Below are 24656 nucleotides of genomic sequence, written 5' to 3' on the forward strand. Positions count from 1 at the left end.
ACGTGACGGTAAGGTCTGGCGTCGCCTTTTGTTGCACTTCGGGCGCCGCCGTCAGGCGGAACCCAAAGTCGCGCGTCTCGCCCGGCACGAACGGCCGCACCGGACGCCCGAAGTTGGTGAACTCGAGCGGCGTCGCGATCGGCGAGTGCACCTCGGTAAAAACCGCCTTCTTGTTTTTCCCTTTGCCCTCGTAATAGGTGACGGTGAACTCAACTTCGTCGATCGCCTTGTCGCCGCTGTTCGTCATCTTGCCGAAAATTCCCGGCACTCGCGACGCCGACATCTTCATGTCCACATCGCTCAGCACGATTTTCGGAATGTACGCCTGCGCGTCCGGCTGCTGCTTCTGCGCGTTCTGGATATCCGCCAGCTCGCGTCCATACTGGTACTTGAGCCCCGCGTTGCTGGTCGCCTGCTCTTTATCCAGCTCGTCGAGAATTTTCTGGTATGCGGCGATCGCCTTGTCGTAGTCGTGCTTGTGGTAGAGGTCGACGGCGTCCTTGTGTTCCTTGAGGATATTTTCCTTGAACGGGAAGTCGACCAGCAACCGCCATTCGCCGCCCTGTTGCACCATCACCATGTCATCGTCGTAGGTGACTTTGGGATAGGTATTTTCGGTCAGGTTTTTTTGCGCGATCGCATCAGGAGTCTGATCGCCGCTAAGTCCTGCGTCTACCGTCCGCTCCCAGAGCGCGAGATCGGGTCGCGTCACGGTGACCGTCACTACTGCCTTGTCGCCATCAATTTTCGCGTCGCCGACCTTGTAGTCGTAAGTCCGCAGAATTCCCTTGAACCAGTCCCTGCTGACATCGGGCGCCATCGGGATTTCGGTCAGGAACTGATCCATATTGCGATCGACCTGGTCCTGATGCGACAGCGCCTGGTAGGTTGCCGGATAGTTGTAAAGTTTCAGATTGCTCAGATAGTCATTTGCCGCGTTCTGGGGCGAGTGCCCTCCGCATCCCGTCACCAGAAACGCGCAAACCGCTACAGCCGCAAGCATCGCGCTTTTGGCTTGAATCCTGATTATCCTCATCGTCGAGTTTTCCTCTTCACGCGAACCGCAAACGGTTCGATTGTAATGTCACGTCCGTCAAAAACAAGTCGGCTCAAAGTCAGCCCGTTGGCTCACATCTGAAAGGCGACAGTCCTGCTTATCAGAAAAAAGGCGCGCTATGCGACCGGCCACCGACTCGCCGTTTACGGCGCGGCCGGCATCTGCTTGAGCTCGACGACATTGCCCTCGGGATCGCGCACGTAGATCGAAAGCCCCGCGCCATGCGCCCCATAACGCATCGCCAGCTCGCCCATCACTACGACCGACAATTCGCCAAGATAGCGCACGACCTCGTTCATGTCGCTGGCCTCGACCCCGATGCATACGTGATCGAGGTTGAGTCCCGCCTCGACCGCGGACCGCTCGCCGGAACCAGGTCGATCATGCTGCGGCCTGCACGCAACTGGATCAGCCCAATTTGCGCGATACGCCGCTCCTCGCTAAGGCCCAGGACGCGCGTGTAGAAGTCGTAGGCGCGCTCCTGATCGCGGCATCGCAGCACGACGTGATCGAGTTCGGCAACCTTGAGTGGAATTTCCATATCGATATGCTCGGACTATACCTCTCACGCCGGTACTGCCAAACCCCGCCGTCCTGAATAGCCTGCGATGCTTCCCTCCCACCTCCTGACACTCATCATATTTATCCTGACCTACGCCGTGATCGCGCTCGGCGAAATCCCGTGGGCGCGCATCGATCGCACCGGCGCGGCGTTGGCCGGTGCGGTCGCGATGGTGGTGTCGGGTGCGCTCAGCGAATCCGCAGCCGAGCACGCTATCGATTTCCACACGATTGCGCTGTTGCTCGGAATGATGATCGTCGTGGCGAACTTGCGGCTCTCGGGAGCGTTCGCGTTTTTCGCGCGCGCGATGCTGAGCCGCGCGCAGTCGGGATTCGGGATGCTCGCGATGACCGTCGCCGCCTCCGGCATTCTCGCCGCGTTTTTCATAAACGACGTCGTATGCCTCGCACTGACACCGATGATAATCGACGCAGCCAAGATTGCGGACCTCGATCCGATTCCGCTCCTGCTTGGACTCGCGACCGCCAGCAACATCGGCAGCGCCGCGACGGTTACCGGCAATCCCCAGAACATGATCGTCGCCGGCTTCGCGCATCTGAGCTATTCGAGCTTCGCGATTCACCTCGCCCCCGCCGCCATCCTCGGTCTCGTCGCCGACTACATTGTGATTGCCGCGGTCTACCGGCGCTCGCTCACCGCGACGCGCGCCCCTGCCGACACCGCACCGCGCATGATTCGAGTGAACCGTCCGCTGATGTTCAAATCGTCAATCGTCACGCTCGGCGCATTGGCGATGTTCATCGCCGGCTACCCGACCCACCTGGTCGCGATGAGCGCCGGCGTGATTCTCCTCTTCACACGACGAATCAAACCCGCTCGCGTGTATCGACTGATCGACTGGACGATGCTCGCGATGTTCACCGGCCTCTTCATCGTCGTCGCCGGCTTCGAGACGACCGGTTTCCAGACCGAGGTCGTGAACCTGATAGGCGTCCAGCGCTTGACGCATCCGTTAACGCTGACCGCCGTCGTCGCGATCCTCTCCAACATCGTCAGCAACGTGCCCGCCGTGCTGCTCTTCCGTCCGCTCTACTCGATGCTCGGCGGCAGCCGCGCAGTTGCGTTGCTGATAGCCAGCGCGAGCACCTACGCGGGAAATCTTACAGTCGTCGGATCGATCGCCAACCTGATCGTGATCGAGCAAGCCCGGCTGCGAAAGATCAACCTAACTTTTTTCGACTACCTGCGCGTCGGCGTACCGATTACTCTGATCACCCTGGCAATCAATACTGCGTTTCTGACGCTCTGGCCGTAGTGAATTTCGTAGCTCGCGGCGGAAACCAGAAACGTTTGACCTCGGTGGCACGCACCGCGGCGTCGATCATCCGCGGGATGTCGAAGCGCGATTCGGCCGCCTCGACTTCCTCGATTCGCGCCCGCGTCTCCGGATGCGCCGGCACGAACAGCGTGCAACAATCCTCGTCAGGCAATATCGACGTCTCGAACGTATGCAGTCGGCGCGCCTGTTCGATGATCTCGTTCTTGTCCATCCCCACAAGAGGCCGCATGACCGGGAACGCCGCCGCCTTCTCTATCACCGCCATGTTTTCCAGCGTCTGCGACGCGACCTGCCCCAGGCTCTCGCCTGTCACCAGCACGGTAGCCTGCGAACGTTCCGCGAGCGCGCTCGCGATCCGCAGCATGAAGCGCCGGTAAAGTATCACACGCAGCGGACGCAAAGTGTTCGCGACGATCTCGCGCTGCAAATTTCCGAACGGCACCAGCATCAGCGTCGATCTCACCTGCCATCGCGTAAGATGCGCCGCAAGCTCGGCAGCCTTCTCCCGGCTCGCGGCGGACACGAGAGGATGTGCATGAAAATGTACGAAGTCGAGCCTGAGCCCACGACGCATCATGCGATATGCCGCGACCGGAGAGTCGATCCCGCCCGACAGCAGCGCCATCCCGCGCCCTGTTACTCCCACCGGCAATCCGCCCGCTCCCGGCATCTTGCCGGCCGACACGTACGCAGCGTCATTCATTATCTCGATCGAGATCGTCAGCTCGGGTGCGCTCAGATCGACTTCGAAGCCGAGCGCCTCCTGCACTTCGCCGCCGACCGCGCGATCGATCTCGACCGAGTTCATCGCGAAGCGCTTGTCCTCGCGCTTGGTCCGCACCGCGAAGGTGCGCGCCTTGCTCCCGGTCGCGCGCTTGATTGCCTCGCGCGAGATCGATTCGATATCGCGCGGCGTCGAGTAGCTGAGCGAGAAATTCTGCAATCCGAAAATCAGCGCCGCGCGCTCGGCGGCGATTTCGTCGCTCAGCTCGTCGGGTAGCGGCACCAGCAGGCGCGGCCCGACGCTGCGCATATTGCCGAGCCGGTAGTCGGCGAAGATATCGCGCAGATTTTGTTTGACCTGATCGACGAAACGCCACTGATTACGCCCTTTGAGCGCGATCTCGTGGTACCTGCCAATCAAATATCGCATCGTATGAATTCGCTGTTTAGTAACGGAAATGAGGTTAGCTTACGCGTCTGTCACATTGAAATCCGGCCGCGCGCTTGCAACCGGTGCGTCGCGCGCGATTATCTGTAGCGATGAGTGACGCCTCCTCGTTAAATCCCCAGGTCGAAATCATCCGAAGGAAGCTTTCCACCGTCACTCCGCCGCCGCGCGAGGCGTTGGCCAACAAGTCGAACGCCGCCGCGGTGCTGATACCGCTGTTCGAGCGCAACGGCGAGCTCCACATCGTCTACATCCGCCGATCCGATCACGTCGCCAGCCATCGCGGACAGGTCGCGTTCCCGGGCGGACGCGTCGATGCGGTCGACGCCACCCTGCTCGACGCCGCTCTGCGCGAGGCGCACGAAGAAGTCGGCATCCATCCTTCGACCGTCGAAGTGATCGGCGCCTTCGCCACGATGCAAACGACCACCAGCGGAATTGTCGTCGCGCCATTCGTGGGCGTCATCCCGTCCGACACGCAGCTCAAACCGCAACTCTCGGAAGTCGCCCAAATCTTCGACGTGCCGTTGAGCGCGTTGCGCGATCCAAAGTTCCGCGGCGACTACGAATGGAAGAGCGAAGGCCCCGCCACCCGCACTTCAAAATTCCCCGCAATCCTCTACGGCGGCCAGACAATCTGGGGCCTGACTCTCCGCATCACCCTGAACCTGCTCGAGCTCCTCGATCCCGCCAAGACTTGATTTCCCATCACGCGAAGATGGACCTCGATATCAGGGAGCCGCGCATCGACACGGTGCCTTCGGAGCTCTCAGTCTGTGCCCCCTTTCCTTGTCGAGGGAAGGGGTCAGGTTCCGCGTATCCTTTCGGGAGAAATGTGGAATAACTTCCTTGCGTTAGAAGGTCAGCGGTAGAGATTGGAGGCCGCGCAGGCTCATTGCGGGACGCCACTTTGGAAGCGGGTTGGCGAGCGCGAGGTTCGGCATCCGGCGGAGAATCGTTTCGAATGCGATGCGGCCCTCGACCTTGGCCAGCACCTCGCCGATGCATCGATGAGGTCCCGCGGCGAACGACAGGTGCACGTTGTCCCGGCGCGTGATGTCGAGCTGGTCGGGATTTGTGAATCGAGCAGGATCCCGATTTGCCGCGCCTAAAAAAACCACGACATGCTCGCCACGGGGAACTGTGCGGCCGGCGAGTTCGATGTCTTCGCTCGCGGTGCGGAATGTCACCTGCACTGGGCTGTCGAAGCGCAGGAACTCGTCGAGCGCTGACTCTATCAATGAAGGATCGGATTTCAGGCGCGCCATCGCGTCGGGATTGCGGAACAGCGCGAGCATCCCGTTGCCGATCATGTTCATCGTGGTTTCGTGGCCGGCTAGCAGGGTGAACATCGCGCTAAAGACCAGCTCCTCCTCGGTCTGGAGGTCGCCGCGGCCCTCGGCCGCCACCATGATGCTGATCAGATCCTCGCGCGGATGTTTGCGGCGATCGGCGGCGAGATCCGAGAAGTAGCGGCGCACGTCGGCGATTGCCTGTCGCACCTCGACGCCCGGGTCGTTTGCGCTGATGACGGGATCGAGCGGGACGCCGAGCGTGCGCATCCAGTCGCGGAACATCGGCTTGTCGGCGTCGTCGGCGCCCATCACCTCGGCGAGCACGTCGATCGGAAACGGAAACGCGACGTCCTTGATCAAATCCATCGAGCCGCGCGCCTCGACCGCATCGAGCAGGTAGTCGACGATCTTCTGGATTCGAGGTTGCAATCCGTTCACGACGCCAGGCGAGAAAAAAGTCGTCATCAGCCGGCGCAAGCGGGTGTGGTCGGGAGGATTGCGGAAAACGATCGCATGCTGGAGCGCCTCGCGCATCGACTTCAGCCCGTCGTCCGGCGGAAAGGCGTCGAGCGCATTGAGATCGAACGCGAGAAAGCGCTTGTCGCGCAGAACGCTATGACAATCGGCATAGCGAGTCGAAATCCAGAACCCAATCGGCGTCCGTAGCAGCGGATAGCGCGTGCGCAGGAATTTGTAGAGCGGATAAGGATTGGCCGAAAAGAGCCGTCCGTACATTCGGCTGGCAACCCGACTAACGCGGGCAAAAGTGGTAGAGGAAGGCATTCGCTTATGCGCCCGGCAGTATATTGGCTGGCGCTTCTGATTGGAATTGCGGCTGATTGTAGGCATCGGCAGGAGCCGAAAAGGGCAATCTATACTGCCTGTAGTGGTGATGGGGCCGGAATACCACCAAGGGTAGCTTCGTTCCGTCAAAATTAGTTTTTCGGAAGGGGATTTTGTCCGAAGCTGAGTCATGGGTAGCGATGATGAAAGTATCGTGATCAGAGTGCTGTCCATATCGATGGCTTAGCACGTTGGGAGCGGCAAGATCAGGCCTAAAAGTTCAGGGTCTATGATTCGAGGCCGAGAAGAGCCGTGATCTGAGAGAAAAACTAATTGACTGTCGGTCCAAAGATTATCGGTGACGGATAATCCAAGTTGGATCCTTTGTGATTGGCTGTCAGCACGATCCGCGGAACCGGACTGCCGCTCGTTGTGAGCTGATTGGGCGCATATCTGACGATGAAACCCGTGTCGTAACGCCCAGCTGAAATATCGCTGGATACCCACAGGCCTCCTTGATCATCGAACGCGAGTCCATTGGGTCGATCCATGCTCTGATTGGTCGAAGATATACCGGCTGGCGATATCACTATATCGGGTTGCGAGAGTGTGCCGGTCTTCCCCGCAACATTGAACATCTCTACCAATCCCCCGTAAACGAGGTTTGCACCGCTTTCCGTGGTTGGGACCAATATCCAGAGATTACCAGACCTGTCAAACGTAAATGCGGAAAGCCCCTCGGAGAGGGGTCCAGCCTTAACGGTGAGAGTTGGGGTTGGCGATGAGCCCGTCTGCATTTCTGCAATTTGCGCCGGCGTGTACTCGATTACCGCGACCGAATTGTCGGACACCGAGTATTGAAAGGAAAGCCACAGGTCGCCCGCGGAATCAAATAGAATTGAACGAGACCCGATTCCAGAATCGCCGGGGAAATTTATCGTCGATGCGGGAGTCGGATTTCCGCTTGTTGCCAATTGATCGGGTGTGAACTCGATCAGTGTGCTCTCGGGAGCAGTACCTGCTAACCACAGATCGCCGGCGGGATCGAATGCCAGGGTTGATGGAAATATATATGGGTCCGCCTCGCCAGTCGCTAGAAATGAAAGCTGGACGTGGAAGCGGAACCGTCGTTTGCTGGTGCTCAGTTCGTTGCGGGCGAGTTCGCCAACACCGGTGCCGAAAATCACCCACAGGTTATCCGCATGATCGAATGTCAGATTTGGAATGCTCGAGCCGTCGTCTGAAGTCAGCCCAAACGTTTCCCTGGGATCCCCGCTTTTTTGTAGCGATCCTCCCTGGAACTCATCGAGGAAATTGGAATTGATAACCCACAGGCCCTCGGATTTGGTTTTCTGAGCGGCCGCAGGGTACGCCTGAGATTGGCACGGCCCCGCATAGATAAACGTCGTCACCATCACCGCCGCCAACGCGATGGTGCGCCGAATCCGTTGCAGCACCATGTCGACCGCCATGTCGTTTTTCGGCACAACCCTCGCAACAAGATCAGTAGGTTTACAAAACTACCAGAAAGAGTCGTCTTAGCCGAACAGCAGTACCAAGGAGCGCCGGGCGGGCGAAGATGTACATCTGGCCGCGACTTGGAGCCGATCAACATTGCATGCTATGCGGTGAGTCGATTGTGAGACCAGGAGAAAGGAAGATGTCGGTAAAGATCGAAGGCACTTGCGAGCCTCGGTTTCAGCGCGTCAAAGAAATCTTTGCGGATAGCTTTGAGAATGGGATCGAGGTTGGCGCTTCCGTTGTGGCGGTGGTCGATGGCAAGACCGTCTTTGATCTTTGGGGAGGCTATGCCGATAAGGCTAAGACCAGGCCCTGGACGCGCGATACTCTCGTCAATGTCTGGTCGACTACCAAGGGGATTACGTCGATCTGTGCGCATCGGCTGGTCGACCAGGGGAAGCTCGACCTTGATGCGCCCGTGGCTAAGTACTGGCCCGAGTTTGCGCAGGCGGGGAAGGATAAGATTCCGGTAAATTATTTGCTGAGTCATCGCGCGGGACTGCCTGCTGTGCGGAAGCAGTTGCCGCCCGACTCGTACACCAACTGGCCTGTCATGTGCGCGGCGCTCGCGGCGCAGGAGCCGTGGTGGGTGCCGGGGACCGCGCACGGCTATCATGCGATCACGTTCGGATACCTGGTCGGCGAGGTGATTCGGCGTATCACGGGCAAGACGCCAAGCACTTATCTGCGCGAGGAAATCGCGGGGCCGCTCAAGCTCGATGTGCATATCGGGGTGGATGCGAGTTTCGATCCGCGAATTGCCGAGATCATCGCCGCGCCGGCGCCGCCGCCAGACCAGCCCGATCAGCTCGCGAGGATGAGCGTCGATCCGGAGTCGATGATGTTCAAGGCCATCGCGAATCCGGTGCCGGTCGTCGATCCCGCATTGACCAACAGCCGGGCGTGGCGCGGCGCCGAAGTTCCCGCCGCGAATGGACACACGAATGCGCGCGCGCTGGCGACGTTGTATGGCGCGCTCGCGACCGGCGGCGAGCTGAACGGTTATCGCGTGCTGACGCCGGCGAGTATCAAGCGGGCGCATACTGAGCAGGCCAACGGACCCGATCTAATCCTGGGCGTCACGTCGCGATGGGGACTCGGATTTGCGCTCAATCAGGCGAACGCGCCGGTGGGACCGAATCCACGCACGTTTGGGCATCCGGGGGCGGGCGGCTCGATCGGATTTGCCGATCCGGATGCGCGCGTAGGGTTTGGATACACGATGAATCAGATGGGGTCGGATGCGCTAATCGATGGGCGGGCGTCGGCGCTGTTCAATGCGATGTTTGCGGCGCTGTGATGGAACATTGTCCGGCGCGTTTCGCGCCGGACAATAAATCCATTTTATTTTAGACTGAAACCACCGTGGTTTCAGACTTCCTGGGCAGGGGTGACCCCTGCACCCGGTATCAAATCGCAAAGTTGCGCGCAGCGCACTACTTTGCTCTCGGGTTCTGTGCTTGTGTCATTCAGAGCGCAGCGAAGAATCCCGGCTCTCTTTGCCTCAAGCAACTGTTCGGCCAAGGCAGAAAAAACGAAGCCGCCCGTCGGCGGGCGGCCGTTTTGTCCCTCTTTAGTTGAGGCTCAGACGCCGGCGGATTTGTAGAGCGCGCAACGCAGCTTGAAAAAATGCGCCATCGAGGTGAGGTAGCGGACGCGCCACGCTGCCGAGGTCTCGCTCTTGGTCAGATCGAGGCCATGGCCGCGACCCATCATGTCATACGCACCCTTGATGCTGTTAAATAGACGGTCCGAAGAACCACGCTTGAGATTCGTGACGTCGCCGATCTTTTTAATGAGCTCCGGGCTGTATGCGGCGAGCGCGACCAGGCTGTCGGCGAATAGCTCGTCCTCTTCCACCAGGTGATTCGCGAACGCACCTTCCATGAAGGCGGTGTGGGCGGCTTTCTCTCCCACCAGCGAGCCATAAATGAAATGGCCGAGTTCATGGCCGAGTGTCGCGCCGACTGCGCCCGGATGATGCGCGGTGTTGACGAAGATTACGAACTTGCTTTTGTCGCCGACGTCGGCGCGGCAGTAAAATCCGCGTAGCGAAAGACCCGCCCCGGAGGTATATCGCTCGGCGCGCAATTCGAGTTCACGGGGGCCGAACAACTTGTTCAGGTGGCTGCGTAATTGCGGGTTGCCAAGATCCGACAGGCTGCCGTAAGTCGGGATGTGCTGCTTGATGTCCTTCTCGACGACCTGTGCCAATTCCTTGAGCAGGGGCTTCTGCGGAAGCGCGGGCGCGTCCGCGTACTCGGTCGAGAGGATCCTTTTCAGGTCAGCGAGCTGAGTGAGGACTCGAGTCCCGATCGAGCCGAACGGGACCTTGATTTCGCCCAGTAGCTTGGAAACGAGACGATCGACTTCACGAGCTGCCAGCGCGTCCGGCTCTCGCGGGGGGGTTCGCTTCGCCATCGCTGGCGATAAGGTAAAGGCTGCGCTCATAGAGTTACTGCTGATGCGAAGGTCCAGCGCCGCGCGCGCCTTATACTATTCGGTGACATGCAATGTTTTTCAATATTCATCAGCGTCGGGCGTAATTTAGCAAGTCGTATGCCATACCACCGATAGGCGCCGCAATTACCCGGCATACTATCTATAGACAGGAGCATTTGGCGATTGGGCGTTACTGCAACGCAATATGGGCATTTCTGAACAAAACACTGAGGCCGCAACAGCCGAAAGTGGGGGCTGGCTACAGCTCTCTTTGGTGCGCATCGGTTGCGGCACCGACGCGTAATCCGATGCTGCCGTGGTCCAATCCGGCGTCATCGAAGTCATCAGTTTTCTCCCCTCGCGAGCAAATCCAGATCGGCCCCGGCGTTCAAGCCTGGAGCGTAATATTCATCGCAGCCGGTTCTCCATCATCTCGCATCGCTTTGCACGACTCATTGTGATGCTATGCGTCTTACTGCGCAAAATTGCGATTCTCGACGCTGAACATGGACGCTATTGTTTAAGGTTACCTACAATGTGTCAAGTCTCCCGCTACCGATTGTAGGTACGTGTCTGGTGCCGCTTTGATGGTCAAAACCGCGGTCCGCCTCTTGTAATTTCTTACAAAATTGAGCGCGAAAAAAGGCGTTTGCCTGAAACTGGAGCAGTTATCGCGGACGCTTGAGCAGACCCTCGACGAAGTCCAGACGGTCCTTGCCCCAGAACATCTCGTCGCCGACGAAAAAAGTGGGAGCGCCGAAAACCCCGCGAGCGACTGCATCCTCGGTCAAAGCTGCGAGCTCGTCGCGCGTGGGCTTTGCGTTGGCGATGTCGATGAGCGCGGCACCGTCGAAACCGGCGCTCGTCGCAATCGAGGCGAGCACGTCGTGGGCGCTGATATCCTCGTCGCGTTCCCAGTACGCGCGCATGATTGCCTGCGAGATCGCGCGGTGAGCATGCTCACGCGAATCGCCGCTATCATCGGTCTCAGCGGCATGACCGGCAGCCAGAACCGCGCGCAGTGCGGACGCCGTCTTGATCGGAAAGCGGCTCGGCTTTCTGAACGGCAACCCGGTCGCTTCGGCATAGCGCGCATGATCGCGCCACAGGTAGCGCGCCTTCCGGGGCGTCATCGCCATCACGTCGAAGCCGGTACCGCGGAACAGCGCGGCGAAATGCGTCGGCTTCCAGTTCACGCGCGCGTCATTACGGGCGCAAATCTCCGGCAGCATGAACGCGGCGAAGTAGCTATTGGTGCTGGAGAAATCAAAATAGAAATCGACGATTTGCATTTGTGCAACGCCTCGATAGTAGCGCGCTATCAACCTCACCCCTAGCCCCTCTCCCTTCTGGAGAGGGGAACCGGAGGTGCGGACGCAACGGTTGCCACTACCATTGCCGCTTGCCATTAGTGACACGGTCAGATGCCGAAATCCAAATTCCTAGCTCTGCCCGGCATTCAGTATCCACTTGGCGCAACCTACGGCCGCGCGGGGGTGAACTTTTCGATATTTTCCGAGCACGCGACCGGCGCGACGCTATGCCTGTTTGGCGGCGCGGACGGCAACGAAGAGGTCGCGCGAATCCGGATGAGCGAGCGCACCGAACACATCTGGCATACCTACGTTCCCGGGGTTCGTGCCGGTCAGCGCTATGGGTATCGCATGAGTGGTCCCTACGATCCTCCCGCGGGGCATCGCTTCAACTCCGCCAAGCTGCTGATCGATCCGTATGCGCGAGCGCTCGATCGGATGCCTCGATGGCATGAAACGATGATGGGTTATCGTTCAATCACCACCGGCACCGCGCCTTTGCTGGACATGCGTGACAGTGCGCCCGCGATGCCCAAGTGCGTGGTGGTCGATTCGGCGTACGACTGGGAGGACGATCGCAAGCCTGCAATTGCGTCGCAGGATCTCGTTATTTACGAGGCGCACGTGAAGGGGATGACGGCGACGCATCCGGAAGTGCTGCGGCGGACTCGCGGCAAATATGCGGGGCTCGCGTCGCCGGCGGTGATCAAGCATTTGAGCTCGCTCGGGGTCAATGCGATCGAATTGATGCCGGTGCATCAGACCGCGCCGGAGCATCGCCTGGAGAAACTCGGGCTGACTAACTATTGGGGATACAACTCGATCGGATATTTCGCGGCGGACGTGCGCTTCGCAACCGGCAATGCGCCCGGCGGTTGCGTGACGGAATTCAAGTCGATGGTGAAGGCGTTTCACCAGGCGGGGATCGAGGTGATCCTCGACGTCGTTTACAACCATACAGGTGAAGGGGACGAGACTGGGCCGACGATGTGCTTTCGCGGGATCGACAATGCCTGTTACTACCGGTTGCGGCCCGACGGCAGCGGTCGATGCGAGGATTTCACCGGCACCGGAAATACGCTGAACATGTCGCATTCGCGAGTCCTCCAAATGGTGATGGACAGCCTGCGCTACTGGTTGGTCGAGATGCACGTGGACGGTTTTCGCTTCGACCTGGCAACCACGCTGGCGCGCGGTCCTCGAGGTGAATTCGGAGCCAGCCCGTTTTTCGCGGCGATCACGCAGGACCCGATGCTATCGACGGCCAAGCTGATCGCGGAGCCGTGGGATGTCGGCGAGGGCGGCTATCGCGTCGGGAATTTTCCGGTCAACTGGAAAGAGTGGAACGGCAAGTATCGCGATGGGGTGCGCGATTTCTGGCGCGGCGCGGACGATTCGATGGGCGAGTTTGCGTCGCGCGTCACCGGCAGCTCGGATCTGTATCGTGCCGGCGGCCGGCCGCCACTCGCGAGCATCAACTTTGTCACCGCACACGACGGTTTCACGCTCACCGACCTGGTTTCGTACAACCAGAAGCACAACGAGGCGAACGGCGAAGATAATCGCGACGGCGACGACAATGGTCGATCGTGGAATTGTGGCGTCGAAGGGCCGACCGACGATCCTGCAATTCGTACGATCCGCGGGCAACAAAAACGCAACTTCCTGGCAACCCTGATACTGTCGCAGGGCGTGCCGATGATCCTCCACGGCGATGAGCTCGGCCGCACGCAACGCGGCAACAACAATGCCTACTGCCAGGACAATCCGATTTCATGGATCGATTGGCAGAACGCTGACCAGGCGCTGATCGATTTTACGCGGCGGCTGATCGAGCTCCGTCGCAAGCATCCGATCTTCCGGCGCCGGGGATGGTTCACCGGCGTCCCGCTCAAGCGCAACCGGCTGAAGGATCTCGAATGGTTCCGGCCCGACGGCGCCGAGATGAGCGCCGGCGACTGGAACGTGGGCTACGCGAAGACGCTCGGATCTTTCCTGAATGGAAACGCGATCACCGAACACGATAGCACCGGCGCGCGAATCACCGATGACAGTTTCTTTCTGATGTTCAACTCATACCGCGAACCGATGGAGTTCAAACTGCCGCCGAAAAAATGGGGACGAAAATGGACCATCGTCCTCGACACAGCGGATCCAGCTACGCTGAGTGACTCGCGATCGCATCTGTTCGAAGAGCGGGTGCATGTCGCGGGGCACGCGATGGTCGTGCTCAGGCGCGTCGCATGAATCTTGTTGAATCGGCGGGTATCTTGCGGTCTATACTAAATCTGAACGCTCGTTCCGGGCGGGAGAACTTCAGATGATCGATTTTCGAACTGAGCCGTCCGCCTATCGGCATTGGCGCTTGAATTTTGCCGGGCCGGTCGCGACTCTTGCAATGGACGTGGACGAAAACGGCGGCCTCGCGCCGGGCTACGAGCTCAAGCTCAATTCCTACGACCTGGGAGTCGACATCGAGCTCAACGACGCGGTGAACCGGCTGCGCTTCGAGCATCCCGAAGTAAAATGCGTGATCGTCACGTCGGGCAAGGACCGCGTGTTCTGCGCGGGCGCGAACATCAGGATGCTTGGCCTGTCGAGCCATCCGTTCAAAGTGAATTTCTGCAAGTTTACCAACGAGACGCGCAACGCGATCGAAGACGCGACGCTCAACTCGGAGCAGTACTACATGACTGCTATTGGCGGAGCGTGTGCCGGCGGTGGTTACGAACTCGCGCTGGCGACCGACTATATAATGATGGCGGACGACGGCTCGACCAGCGTTTCGCTGCCGGAGGTCGCGCTGCTCGGCGTGCTGCCGGCCACGGGCGGGTTGACGCGGCTGGTCGACAAGCGGCGCGTCAGGCGCGACCGGGCGGATTTTTTCTGCACGACGGAGGAAGGAGTCAGGGGCAAGCGCGCCCTCGATTGGCAACTGGTGGACGAGGTCGTTCCCCGATCGCAACTTTTAGAGTCGGCGTCGCGAAGAGCGCTCGAGTTCGCGGCGCGCGCAAATGGATCGGCGCAGGCGCGCGGGATATCGCTGGGCCGACTCGCGCGCGAGATTGAAGAGCGACGAGTTAAGTACGCGCATCTGACGATCGACATCGATCGCGAAAACTCCACTGCAACGTTCACTGTCGAGGGTCCAAGGAGTCCGGCGCCGCGCAACGTCGAGGAGGCTCACTCGGCCGGCGCGGACTTCTGGCCGTTGGCGATTGCGCGAGAACTCGAAGACGCGATCCTGCATCTGCGCTTCAACGAGGACACTGTGAGGACGTGGATATTCCGCACTCGTGGCGATTCGACACTGATGGAGTCGCACGACGAGTTTCTAACTGCTCACGCCGACGACTGGCTGGTGCGCGAAGTCCGGTTGTACCTGAAACGCACGCTGAAGCGGCTCGACGTCAGCTCGCGATCGATCTTCGCGCTAATCGAGCCGGGGTCATGCTTTTGCGGAACCCTGTTGGAACTCACGCTGGCGTCGGACCGCGTGTACATGCTGCGCGGATTGCGGGAAGGTGACGAGTCGATGCCTGCTACCATCAGCTTGACGGAAATGAATTTCGGCGCTTTGCCGATGTGCAACGGCTTGACCCGACTAGAGAGCAGATTTCAGGGCGAGCCGGAACGCGTCGAGGAGTTGCGCGCGAAGATTGGCGAGCAGCTTGATGCGTCGATGGCCGATGAACTTGGCCTCGTCACCTTCACGCCCGACGATATCGATTGGGACGACGAAGTTCGCATCGCGATCGAGGAACGCGCTGCATTCTCGTCGGACGCGTTGACCGGAATGGAAGCGTCGTTGCGATTTGGCGGGCCGGAGACGCTCGAGTCGAAAATATTTGCCCGTCTGTCGGCGTGGCAGAACTGGATCTTTCAGCGGCCCAACGCGGTCGGAGAAAAAGGTGCGCTGAAACTTTACGGCACCGGAGCGCGGCCGGAATTCGATCCGAGGAGAGTCTGATGACGATCAACTATTCCGAGCGAATTCCCAACAACGTCAATCTCGCCGACGACCGCCGCCTGCAGCGCGCGCTCGAGGCGTGGCAGCCGGGGTTCCTGCAATGGTGGAACGAGATGGGCCCCGAAAATTTCCAGGGTTGCGATGTGTATCTGCGGACGGCGATTTCGACTGACGCGCAGGGCTGGGCAACTTTCGGATACGTGAAGATGCCGGATTACCGGTGGGGAATTTTTCTCGCCGATCCTGAAGCTGAGCGCCGGATTCCGTTCGGTGAGCATAAGGGCGAGCAGGTTTGGCGCGAGGTCCCGGGCGAGCATCGCGGAGTCCTGCGCCGGCTGATCGTCACGCAGGGCGACACTGAGCCTGCGTCGGTCGAACAGCAGCGGCATCTTGGCCGGACCTGTCCTTCGCTCTACGATCTGCGCAATCTGTTCCAGGTCAACGTCGAGGAAGGGCGGCATCTGTGGGCGATGGTTTATCTGCTGCACGCATACTTCGGGCGCGACGGCCGCGAAGAGGCCGAGGCGCTGCTCCAGCGCCGGTCGGGCAACGTGGACAATCCGCGCATCCTCGGCGCGTTCAACGAGAAGACGCCCGATTGGCTGTCGTACTTCATGTTCGCGCATTTCACCGATCGCGACGGCAAGTATCAACTCGCGAGCCTCGCCGAATCGGGATTCGATCCGCTCGCGCGCACCTGTCGCTTCATGCTGACCGAAGAGGCGCATCACCTGTTCGTCGGCGAGTCGGGTGTCGGCCGCGTTATCAACCGCACCTGCCAACTGATGAAAGAGCATAACACTGATATAGTCAGTGAGTATGGGGGCATTGATCTAAGTATCATTCAAAAGTATATAAACTTCCATTACTCAGTGTCGCTCGATCTGTTCGGTTCCGAGCTATCGACTAACGCCGCCAATTACTACAGTGCGGGTCTGAAGGGCCGCTTCAAAGAGACCGACCGAGAAGACGACCATCAACTGAATGGGAGTAGCTACGCGGTATTGAAGCCGGTCAATGGAATAGTCATTCAAACTGAGCAGCCGGCGCTGAATGCGCTGAATGAGACTCTTCGCGACTCCTACATTGCCGATTGCGAGCGGGCGCTAGCGCGATGGAACAAGATTATTCGTGAAGCTGGGCTGAGCTTCGAGCTCAAGTTGCCGCATCGGGCGTTTCGGCGCTCGATTGGCGAATTTGCGAGCGTCAAGGTCACGCCGGACGGGAAGATAGTCAGCGAAGAGGAATGGGAGCGCCACAAATCGGAATGGCTGCCGACGCAGGCTGATCGCGAGTTTGTGGCGTCGCTGATGAAGCCCATCACCGCACCCGGCCAGTTCGCGAGCTGGATCGCGCCGCCTGTACGCGGAATCAACCATCAGGCGCTCGACTTCGAGTACGTGACCGCGATTCCCGCGAATTAATCGACGTGCTTGACTCTGGACTGTAGTCAAGGGTCTATCGTGAGGTACAGATGACGATTGGCCGAGTAGCTAATGCGGCGGGAGTGAGCATAGACGCTATCCGCTTCTACGAGCGGCAGGGATTGATCGCGACGCCGCGGCGAAACTTCTCGGGCTACAGGAATTACTCGGACGACGTGCTCGATCGACTGCGTTTTATCGGCGATGCGAAGCGGCTTGGATTCACGCTGAAGGAAATCAGGGAGCTGCTTTCGGAGGGTGTCAAATCGACCAACGAATGCGGCCCGGTGACGAGAAAAGCGGAAGTGAAACTGGCCGAGATGAACGAGGAAATCGTCCGCCTGCAAAGGCTTCGGGTGACGCTGCGCAAAATGGTCGAGGCTTGCGGTGGTGAATGCATGCCGGTGCGCGCACCGCGTCGGAAATAATGGAGACAAGATGGAAGTCGTAATTTATACCAACACCGGATGCTCGGCCTGCCATCAGGCGAAAGAATTTCTCGAGCAGCACAACGTCAGCTTCGTCGAAAAAAGTATCGCTCAGGATCCGTCGCTGATAAATGAGCTTGCGAGCATGGGATTTCGCGCGGTCCCGGTAATTCGCGTCGGCAACGAGACGATGCTGGGCTTCAGCGCAGTGAAGCTGAGGCGAATGCTCGGTCTCTAGACGATCGCAATGGAGGTTGGTGGCACAGGCTTTAGCCTGTGGTTTTCTTGCCCATGCAACCGGAAATCACCGGCTGAAGCCGGTGCCACTTCAGTCGCTGGAACCCGGAATTGGTCGGTCGCGAACCAATACGCTGCGATGTATCCGGTCAGCAACGCGACGAAGCTAGTTTCTTCGAGCACGCGCGCCAGCCATGGAAGGTCGAGTTGGAAGGCGGTCGGGGGTGGCACCATGAACCGGCTGAAAGCGCGGAGCGAAATCGCGCTGAGAAAGTAGGCCAACGCCGCCATCCAGAGCGCTCGCGGGCTTGAACGATCCTCAGTCGCCGATGCGACCATTTGCACGAATGGAATGGCCAGTAGCACCAGGTAGTGATGCCATCCGACGGGCGTCAGCATGACTGCGGTCGCGATCCACAGTGAGTAGATTCTCCAGTCGGGATCGCGGCGATCGGAAACTGCCAGCGTCGTGCGAATAGTCAGTCCGAGTACTAGTACGTCCGCGGCGCCTATGGCTGCGCGTCTCACCCAATCGGCCGATGAGCCCGGCGCGATACCCGTGATCGACCAGAACATCCGCGACACGAACGGTCCGAGCGAAAGATTGTCCACCCGGTTCACTACTCTGTAATCAGTCAGCCACAACGCGCCGTGAATGAAGCTGAGAGTCTGCGCTAGACCCAAAATTGCGAGCGTCGCAAATCCTCCCGCAGCGATTCCCGCAATTGCGAAATTTACCGCGCGCCGTTTTCGCCGAATCACAAAATAACCGACGAGCAGAAGCGGATAGGCGCGCAAAAGCGCTGCCGCCGCGATCAGCAGTCCTGCAGTGCCGTCGCGATCGCGTTCCATAGCGCGCATCGCCGCGACCATCAGGGCCAGGACTATGAGCTGAGATTGTCCCCAGTAAAAATTCAGATTCACCGGCGCCGACATCAGCATCAACCCCGCCAGCAGCAACGCAGTGCGGCCGGGAAGGCCGGGTCGACGCACCAGCAACAGGTACATTGCGATCGCCAACGCCGAGAAATTAATCGCGATCCAGATCCAGAACGCGACTCGCGGCCGCATCCGGGTGAGAGGCTCGAAGCAAAGCAGAAACGGCGGCGTCTCGGAAGCGTGAACCAGCCAGTTCGTCTCGAGGCCTAGCTGCGCGCCGATGGGCGTCAGATTAGTGGAATACGGATCGATTCCGTGACGCATCGCCCACGCCGATTCGTAGTAGTTCGAAAAATCGCGGCGATGCCACTGCTCGGGCATCTTGGTCAGAGTGCCGATCAGCACTAGCAGCGTGCAGACCCAGATGACGGCCAGGATCGCAGACTGGCGCATCGCGGCCGCGATTCGTTCGCCGTTCATCCCACGAGTATGTCCAATCCACAACGAACGAAACTACGAAATCGGTCGCCGGCGGTGTTATCTGGAGAACTCAAAATCGTGCATAGTGGGGCTGTCCCGAAGTCGCGCCGAATGAAGGGCGATGAGAACTCCATTGATTCGCGCTTCAATCGTAAGATCATCAAGCATAGCTATTCTCGCGTTGATCGTGCTGTCGGCGAGCGGGTGCGCCACCCCCGTCGGCGTCAAGCGACTCGACGAGCAAGCGGCCCATCGCGAGCTCAACGCGAACATCCTGTCCACCGGCAAACCGAGCGATTACTCGACGCAGATCCTGGAACGATCGGCGCTTACCGAGCGCTTCAAAAGCGATCCTCGATCGGTGCTCGCTGAGTTGAATTCAGGACTCGGCAAACCTGACGAGCGCGATCGCCTGTTCGCGTTGTCCGAGCTTTCATTTGCGTATGCCGAGAACTCGGGGAATCAATCCTATTACCTCGCGTCCGCTGCCTACGCGTACGCCTTTCTGTTCCCACCGAATCCAGCGGACGCGCCCGGGCCTTATGATCCGCGTCTGACGCTCGCGGTCGATCTCTACAATCGTGGAATAGCTTTAGGACTCGCGACCAGGGACGGAAAGGAAGTTGACCTAAGCGCGCGTCGATTGAGTCTGCCCTTTGGCGCGCTTGATTTGAGCGTCGACCCTTCTGGATTCAACTACGCCGGAAATCATCTGACTAAGTTCGTATCGCTCTCGGACCTGGAAGTTCGTGGGCTGCGCAATACCTATCGCAAGGCCGGCATCGGCGCCGCGCTCTCGGCGCGAGTCGAACCGACGCCGGGCAAAGCCGCGAGCCGATGGATACCGGTGACTGCGAAAGTGCCGGTCACGGCTTTCGTGCGTTTCGACGATCCGCGCCTCGCGATGAGCAACGGGCGACTGCATGGCACGGTGGAAGTTTACGACGAGGACCGGACGCACGCCGTACAGGTCGGTTCTTATCGCGTGCCGCTCGAGTCGGATCCCAGCGCCGCGCTTGCCTATCAGCTTGAGGGCGCGCCGATTTGGGATTTCGAGCTCGCGGGCTTTCGGCAGGGAGACTTCGCTTTCTTCGGCGCCAAAGCCGGTGACCTCAACGGGCTTTTCATGTTGCATCCGTACCACCCGAACATGATACCGGTGATATTCGTTCACGGTACGGCGTCGAGTCCCGCGCGATGGGCCGAGATGGCCAACGAGCTGCTCGGCGATCCCAAGATCGCATCGCACTATCAGCTCTGGTTCTTCATCTATAACAGCGGCAATCCGATCGCGTTGTCTGCGATGCGTTTGCGCGAGTCGCTGGTAGCCGTTCGCAAGGATGTCGATCCCGACGGCAAGGATCCCGCGCTCAATCAAATGGTGGTCATCGGGCATAGCCAAGGCGGGCTGCTGACGAAAATGATGGTCGTCGATAGCGGCAATCGCTTCTGGAACAATCTGACGAAGGTGCCGTTTGATAAGGCGGACCTCGATCCCGAGACGCGCAATCTGGTCGCCCGCGCGCTGTTCGTCAAACCGCTGCCCTTCGTCAACGAGGTGATTTTCATCGCGACGCCGCATCGCGGCAGCTACATGGCGAGCAATCCAATCGTGAAGTTCGGGAACAAATTCATCAACCTGCCAGGCGGTCTTGCGAAATCGGCGATCCAGCTCTCCAAGCTCCGCGAGTCCAGCATGATGGGAACTCCGTTCGTGATTCCGACCGCGCTCGACAACATGGACGCGTCGAATCCCTTCATCAAGACATTGGCGTCGCTACCGATCGCGCCCGGCGTCCAGGCGCACTCGATCATTCCAGTGAGGGGAACCGGGCCGGTTGACGATGGCAACGACGGAGTCGTCGAGTACAAGAGCGCGCATATCGACGGCGTCGAGTCGGAGCTGGTCGTGCGTTCCGGGCATTCGACGCAGGCGACACCGCAGACGATCGAGGAAGTCCGCCGCATCCTGTACGAGCACGCCGGAATCCACTGATGATGCTGCGCGCGATCCGTTTGATCGCAACGCTGATGCTGTCGGTGATCGTGGTCGCCGCCGTCGCATGGGCTGCGATGGCAATATGGTTCGACGGTCCGCATTCGCGCATCCTCGCGACGCCGATGGCCGCTGGACTGGCGATCGTTTGTATCGTCCTGGCAGTTGCGGTTCGCCCGCTGTTGCGAGGGCTGGTGGTAGCGCTGTTTCCAGTGATCGTCGTCGCGCTCTGGTGGACGGCGATACCGGCGAGCAATACGCGCGAGTGGGCGAGCGATGTGGCGCGCACCGCTCGCGCGACCTTCGACGGCAGCAAGGTCACGATCGAGAACGTGCGAAATTTCAAATATCGATCAGAAACCGACTACGACCAGCGGTGGGAGACGCGGACCTACGACCTCGATCGAATTAAAGGCGTCGACCTGTTCCTGTCGTTTTGGGGACCGACGGAAATCGCGCACACTATAGTCAGTTGGGATTTCGACGACGGCCAGCATCTCGCCATCTCGATCGAAACGCGCAAGCAGAAGGGTCAATCATATTCCGCGATACGCGGTTTCTTCCGCCAATACGAGCTCTACTATGTAGTCGCCGATGAGCGCGACCTGGTCGGGCTGCGCACCAACCACCGCGGAGAGCAGGTCTACTTGTATCGCATCCGCGCCTCTCCCGCGCAGGCGCGCGCACTGTTGGTCGACTACCTGAACCAGGTGAATCAACTCGCCGATCATCCCGAGTGGTACAACGCACTGACGCAGAACTGCACGACCACTATCCGCGGCCACGCGCAAAATATTGGAGCCGGCGGCAATCTCGACTGGCGGCTGCTCGCCAACGGTCACCTGGACGAACTCCTCTACCAACGCGGCCAAATCGACACGAGTATCCCGTTGGAGGAGCTTCGATCACGCAGCAACATCACCGAAAAAGCAAAGGCCGCCGACGACTCTCCAGGTTTTTCCGCCCGCATCCGCGAAGGCCTGCCGGGAATCAGCGGCTAGCCGCCCCGCATCTCGGTAGTGTCATTAGTGAGTCAAGTATATTAGTGCCCTCTATAGCTACGACCCTTGCCTGAGCTCTCGACCTGATGTGAGAGATCGGCAGGACGAAATACTCGCCCTTCCGGTTGGTGTGTGATAAACGCTAAAAATACATAAGCCTGTCTGCCACGATTGGGTATTTTCAACTACGGAGCATGCTATGGCCCAGCTCAATTCCATCGAGAATCACGTTGCGGGAGTTACGTCGAATGTTTCGTCGGTGTACGTGCCTCCCCTCCAACTTACGAAGGGGCAGCCACCACCAATCGCCGCGAACGGCGGTCTATCCTACATGTCGTTCGATCGAAACGGCGATGCGGGAACTGCTGCGGCGACGGCGGCGGCGCTCCGCCTGCTGGCCGAGGGGCAAGGGCAAGCGGTTACTGAAATGCTCGACAAGGCTCCCCCCGGCCCGATCGAGACCAGGTGGGGAGTCGGGTTTCGTAGCTATTCAGAGTGCCTGGAATATATTCGGGCGAACGACATCGAAGCCCCTGAAGGGGGAGTAGCGCTTCCGCTGCGCTACTCCGTGTTCGAGCAGCCGTCCTACTCCATCGTCTCGTCCAACGCGCTCTGGCGGGATCCGGCGCGCGCGGACCTGGCAAAAGCGTTGCGCAAGGAAGAGCAGGACGTTGCGCGCCGATGCCTCTACTTTCCGCAGGTCTTGCGCGACGCGCGACGAATCGAGAAGTACTATCCAGGTCTTTCGCCCAACAGCCCCGAGTGCATGGACAAGCTTGGGGTTGCGCTGGGACACTGCGAGTCCAAATGCGGAAACTTCTACGACGCGGCAGAGGTGGAGCGTGTGTTCTACCCGGAGATCGAGAAGCTCCTCCTGGAGGTTTTCCCGGGCGCCACGGATGCGCTCGTGTACAACCACGACGTGTTTGACAAGGACTACAAGGGCGATCGCACAGAGGATCAGGACAACAAGAACCCGGGGGTGAACGCCAACTACGCCTACATCGTGCACAACGACCTGAACGACAACAGCGGCCGCGTGCGTTGCCGCGAGCTGCTCACCAAGAACCTGCGGAACTTCGGGCGCGAGCAGCACTATACGGCCGAGCAGGCAGACGCGAAGATGTCGCGGCGGTTCATGTCGATCAACCTCGCCAAGCCGATGGAGACCGTGCGCCAGAACCCCTTCGTGCTCTGCGCATGGCCCTCTTTCGCCGACCAGCCGTACATCACCAATTACCGCATCTACGACGACCGCGTCGGCGAGACCACCCGCTTCACCTACCGCCACAACCACGAGTGGTACTGGTTTCCCCAGCAGAAGCCCACCGAGGTCTCGATGCTCAAGTGCTACGACTCCGTCACTGACGGTTCCGTCTCGCGCTGGTCTTTCCACAGTGCCTGCATCGACCCAACCGCGCCCGACGACGCTCCCTGCCGCAGGAACGTCGTGGTCCGATCCTTTGTCTTCTTCTAAGAAGACAAGAAGACGCAGCGGGGAGAGGGGGAGCGCTCCCGTCCTCGAAATATCTATGCGGTCCGTCAATCACATTTCGGAAACGCGCGGGATGTCGCTGGGAGCGGTCGCGATGGAAAAAGCATTCGTCCCCGATTTCATCGAACTTCTGAATCCAGGGTGACCAGCCGGGCGAATCAAAACTGCCGAGGTATATGAGTTCTCAGGGTCGGATCACGCTTGAATGCGACACTGACTTCGAGCTGGTCCTTCGAGACGATCGGCGTCAATCGGAACGTCAGCGTCACCTCGATCGAGTCAGATATCTCCCTGCGTTCGCCTACCGCTTCCGCAGCCGTCAACAGTATATTTTCCAGTAACTGCTTTCCCCAATTATCCAGCGAGACTTCCTGTGACGACTCGATATCCATCGTGTTTTCCTCGTCGGTGGGTTCCTTGTCCATGATGTGTGGTACGCGGATGTTTAGTACGCGCCCACGGACCGCACGCAGTTTGTGGATCTCTGAATTCTGCCACTAAGCAAAACTGCGGAGGCTCTCGAGATCCGAGATCGCGGCGGTCATGCGTTTGATCATTTCGAGCGACATCTCTTCCGGCTGCATATCGGGCGTCGTGCGCGTATGAACCAACGTCGGCGTCCACATCAACAGCGCAAGGAAAATTTGCTGCCGATATAAATCCCACGCTTGGTCGAAGGTTATGCCGAGGTTGCACTTTTCCCGCATCTGGTCCAGATACCGCTTGAGCAGGTCCCGTTCCCAGGCGCGCCGATCCTCGATCGCCAAGGTTGTGGATATGGCGTAGGAAACGTCGCGCGCCCAATGCCCCTTGCCAAGACATTGCCAATCACATAGCCCCATCCGGCCTTCTCCCGTGATGTACCAGTTTCCGAGATGTACATCGGAATGCAGCAAGGTGGGTGTCCCTTTCGTGTGCAGTTCCAGCGCTTTAATTGTCGAAGGCCAAATCCCGGCACGATGGCGGCTGACGTCTGGAGGGATGACCGCTTCTGCCTGTATCATGGCTCGCTCGTGACACTCCCGAAGGCCCACCCTTTCGCCGGCTCGAAAGAAATCCTCAAAAGTGAGAAGCCATTTCAGGTCTGAGCTAAACCGCGCACTGTCATAGTAGCGGCCGTGCACGGTGGCAAGAGTATCTACGATTTGTTCCGCCTGCTGGCGGGAGATGGGTGTCGGCCACTTGCAGAACTGGGCCGCCCTGGTCGCAATCAGATCGTTGAAAAGGTGTACTGAACGTCCAGACTTGCGGTCCCATGCAGAGTGATAGCAGGTGGGCGCTTCAATATTCAGTTCAGGACGG

General features: G+C 59.4%; 22 protein-coding genes. 11 read left to right on the top strand and 11 right to left on the bottom strand.

The window, feature by feature from the left end; translation table 11 throughout:
• From WB650_RS14945 to WB650_RS14955, 3 genes are all read right to left on the bottom strand, one after another.
• Positions 1-1036: hypothetical protein (locus tag WB650_RS14945; RefSeq protein WP_423961019.1), on the bottom strand; the 1036-nt coding region annotated here is incomplete at its 3' end.
• Between the two features lie 164 nt (positions 1037-1200).
• The gene (locus tag WB650_RS14950) at positions 1201-1356 is read right to left on the bottom strand and encodes a hypothetical protein (protein ID WP_422304499.1); all 156 of its coding nucleotides are present in this window, start codon (positions 1354-1356) and stop codon (positions 1201-1203) included.
• Positions 1353-1598 carry a VOC family protein gene (locus WB650_RS14955; protein WP_422304501.1) on the bottom strand — a complete coding sequence of 82 codons (246 nt, stop codon included), beginning with the start codon at positions 1596-1598 and terminating at the stop codon, positions 1353-1355. Before WB650_RS14955 ends, WB650_RS14950 begins: the two co-directional genes overlap by 4 nt.
• Positions 1599-1665: 67 nt before the next feature.
• Between WB650_RS14955 and WB650_RS14960 the strand changes: the two genes are divergently transcribed.
• Entirely contained in the window at positions 1666-2895 is a 1230-nt protein-coding gene (locus WB650_RS14960; RefSeq protein ID WP_422304503.1) for an SLC13 family permease, read from the top strand.
• On the opposite strand, the gene thiI is transcribed toward WB650_RS14960, so the two are convergent.
• Positions 2864-4072: a tRNA uracil 4-sulfurtransferase ThiI gene (gene thiI, locus WB650_RS14965; protein WP_422304505.1), complete on the bottom strand. Its 1209-nt coding sequence runs from the start codon at positions 4070-4072 to the stop codon at positions 2864-2866. The two genes, WB650_RS14960 and thiI, sit on opposite strands and share 32 nt — an antisense overlap.
• Positions 4073-4182: 110 nt before the next feature.
• Here thiI and WB650_RS14970 point away from each other — a divergent pair, with 110 nt between their 5' ends.
• The gene (locus WB650_RS14970; RefSeq protein ID WP_422304507.1) at positions 4183-4791 is read left to right on the top strand and encodes an NUDIX hydrolase; all 609 of its coding nucleotides are present in this window, start codon (positions 4183-4185) and stop codon (positions 4789-4791) included.
• Between the two features lie 153 nt (positions 4792-4944).
• Here the strand turns inward: WB650_RS14970 and WB650_RS14975 are convergent, their stop codons facing one another.
• On the bottom strand, positions 4945-6120 hold the full coding sequence (locus WB650_RS14975; protein WP_422304509.1) for a cytochrome P450: 1176 nt from the start codon (positions 6118-6120) through the stop codon (positions 4945-4947).
• A 377-nt stretch (positions 6121-6497) separates the two neighbouring features.
• Positions 6498-7595: a hypothetical protein gene (locus WB650_RS14980; protein WP_423961021.1), complete on the bottom strand. Its 1098-nt coding sequence runs from the start codon at positions 7593-7595 to the stop codon at positions 6498-6500.
• A 233-nt stretch (positions 7596-7828) separates the two neighbouring features.
• Between WB650_RS14980 and WB650_RS14985 the strand changes: the two genes are divergently transcribed.
• Entirely contained in the window at positions 7829-8989 is a 1161-nt protein-coding gene (locus WB650_RS14985; RefSeq protein ID WP_423961023.1) for a serine hydrolase domain-containing protein, read from the top strand.
• Between the two features lie 284 nt (positions 8990-9273).
• On the opposite strand, the gene WB650_RS14990 is transcribed toward WB650_RS14985, so the two are convergent.
• Both WB650_RS14990 and WB650_RS14995 read right to left on the bottom strand, forming a co-directional pair.
• Positions 9274-10110, bottom strand: a complete 837-nt coding sequence (locus tag WB650_RS14990; protein WP_422300601.1) for a hypothetical protein — start codon at positions 10108-10110, stop codon at positions 9274-9276.
• 689 nt (positions 10111-10799) lie between these two features.
• Complete coding sequence (locus tag WB650_RS14995) at positions 10800-11423, bottom strand: 2-hydroxychromene-2-carboxylate isomerase (protein ID WP_423961025.1); 624 nt, start codon at positions 11421-11423, stop codon at positions 10800-10802.
• A gap of 132 nt (positions 11424-11555) precedes the next feature.
• On the opposite strand from WB650_RS14995, the gene glgX reads away from it, so the two are divergent.
• The 5 genes from glgX (at position 11556) to WB650_RS15020 (ending at position 17504) form a co-directional block, all read left to right on the top strand.
• Positions 11556-13691: a glycogen debranching protein GlgX gene (gene glgX / locus WB650_RS15000; RefSeq protein ID WP_423961027.1), complete on the top strand. Its 2136-nt coding sequence runs from the start codon at positions 11556-11558 to the stop codon at positions 13689-13691.
• Between the two features lie 73 nt (positions 13692-13764).
• Positions 13765-15414 carry a 2,3-epoxybenzoyl-CoA dihydrolase gene (boxC, locus tag WB650_RS15005; RefSeq protein WP_423961029.1) on the top strand — a complete coding sequence of 550 codons (1650 nt, stop codon included), beginning with the start codon at positions 13765-13767 and terminating at the stop codon, positions 15412-15414.
• Positions 15411-16838, top strand: a complete 1428-nt coding sequence (boxB, locus tag WB650_RS15010; RefSeq protein ID WP_423961040.1) for a benzoyl-CoA 2,3-epoxidase subunit BoxB — start codon at positions 15411-15413, stop codon at positions 16836-16838. The genes boxC and boxB overlap by 4 nt, the downstream gene beginning before the upstream one ends.
• A gap of 50 nt (positions 16839-16888) precedes the next feature.
• Complete coding sequence (locus WB650_RS15015) at positions 16889-17266, top strand: heavy metal-responsive transcriptional regulator (RefSeq protein ID WP_422303182.1); 378 nt, start codon at positions 16889-16891, stop codon at positions 17264-17266.
• Between the two features lie 10 nt (positions 17267-17276).
• Positions 17277-17504: a glutaredoxin family protein gene (locus WB650_RS15020; RefSeq protein ID WP_422303183.1), complete on the top strand. Its 228-nt coding sequence runs from the start codon at positions 17277-17279 to the stop codon at positions 17502-17504.
• Here WB650_RS15020 and WB650_RS15025 read toward each other — a convergent pair.
• Positions 17501-18862, bottom strand: a complete 1362-nt coding sequence (locus tag WB650_RS15025) for a glycosyltransferase family 87 protein (RefSeq protein ID WP_423961031.1) — start codon at positions 18860-18862, stop codon at positions 17501-17503. The genes WB650_RS15020 and WB650_RS15025 overlap by 4 nt on opposite strands.
• A gap of 121 nt (positions 18863-18983) precedes the next feature.
• Here WB650_RS15025 and WB650_RS15030 point away from each other — a divergent pair, with 121 nt between their 5' ends.
• From WB650_RS15030 to WB650_RS15040, 3 genes are all read left to right on the top strand, one after another.
• Positions 18984-20858: an esterase/lipase family protein gene (locus WB650_RS15030; RefSeq protein ID WP_423961032.1), complete on the top strand. Its 1875-nt coding sequence runs from the start codon at positions 18984-18986 to the stop codon at positions 20856-20858.
• Positions 20859-20860: 2 nt separating this feature from the next.
• Positions 20861-21859: a DUF4105 domain-containing protein gene (locus WB650_RS15035; RefSeq protein ID WP_423961034.1), complete on the top strand. Its 999-nt coding sequence runs from the start codon at positions 20861-20863 to the stop codon at positions 21857-21859.
• A 199-nt stretch (positions 21860-22058) separates the two neighbouring features.
• On the top strand, positions 22059-23336 hold the full coding sequence (locus WB650_RS15040) for a CmcJ/NvfI family oxidoreductase (RefSeq protein ID WP_422303187.1): 1278 nt from the start codon (positions 22059-22061) through the stop codon (positions 23334-23336).
• Between the two features lie 176 nt (positions 23337-23512).
• On the opposite strand, the gene WB650_RS15045 is transcribed toward WB650_RS15040, so the two are convergent.
• Both WB650_RS15045 and WB650_RS15050 read right to left on the bottom strand, forming a co-directional pair.
• On the bottom strand, positions 23513-23779 hold the full coding sequence (locus WB650_RS15045) for a hypothetical protein (RefSeq protein WP_423961036.1): 267 nt from the start codon (positions 23777-23779) through the stop codon (positions 23513-23515).
• A 72-nt stretch (positions 23780-23851) separates the two neighbouring features.
• The coding region (locus WB650_RS15050) for an aminoglycoside phosphotransferase family protein (protein ID WP_423961038.1) at positions 23852-24656 on the bottom strand (805 nt) is incomplete at its 5' end.

The organism is Binatus sp. (SeqCode), assembly GCF_049584895.1.
GTDB lineage: Bacteria > Desulfobacterota > Binatia > Binatales > Binataceae > Binatus.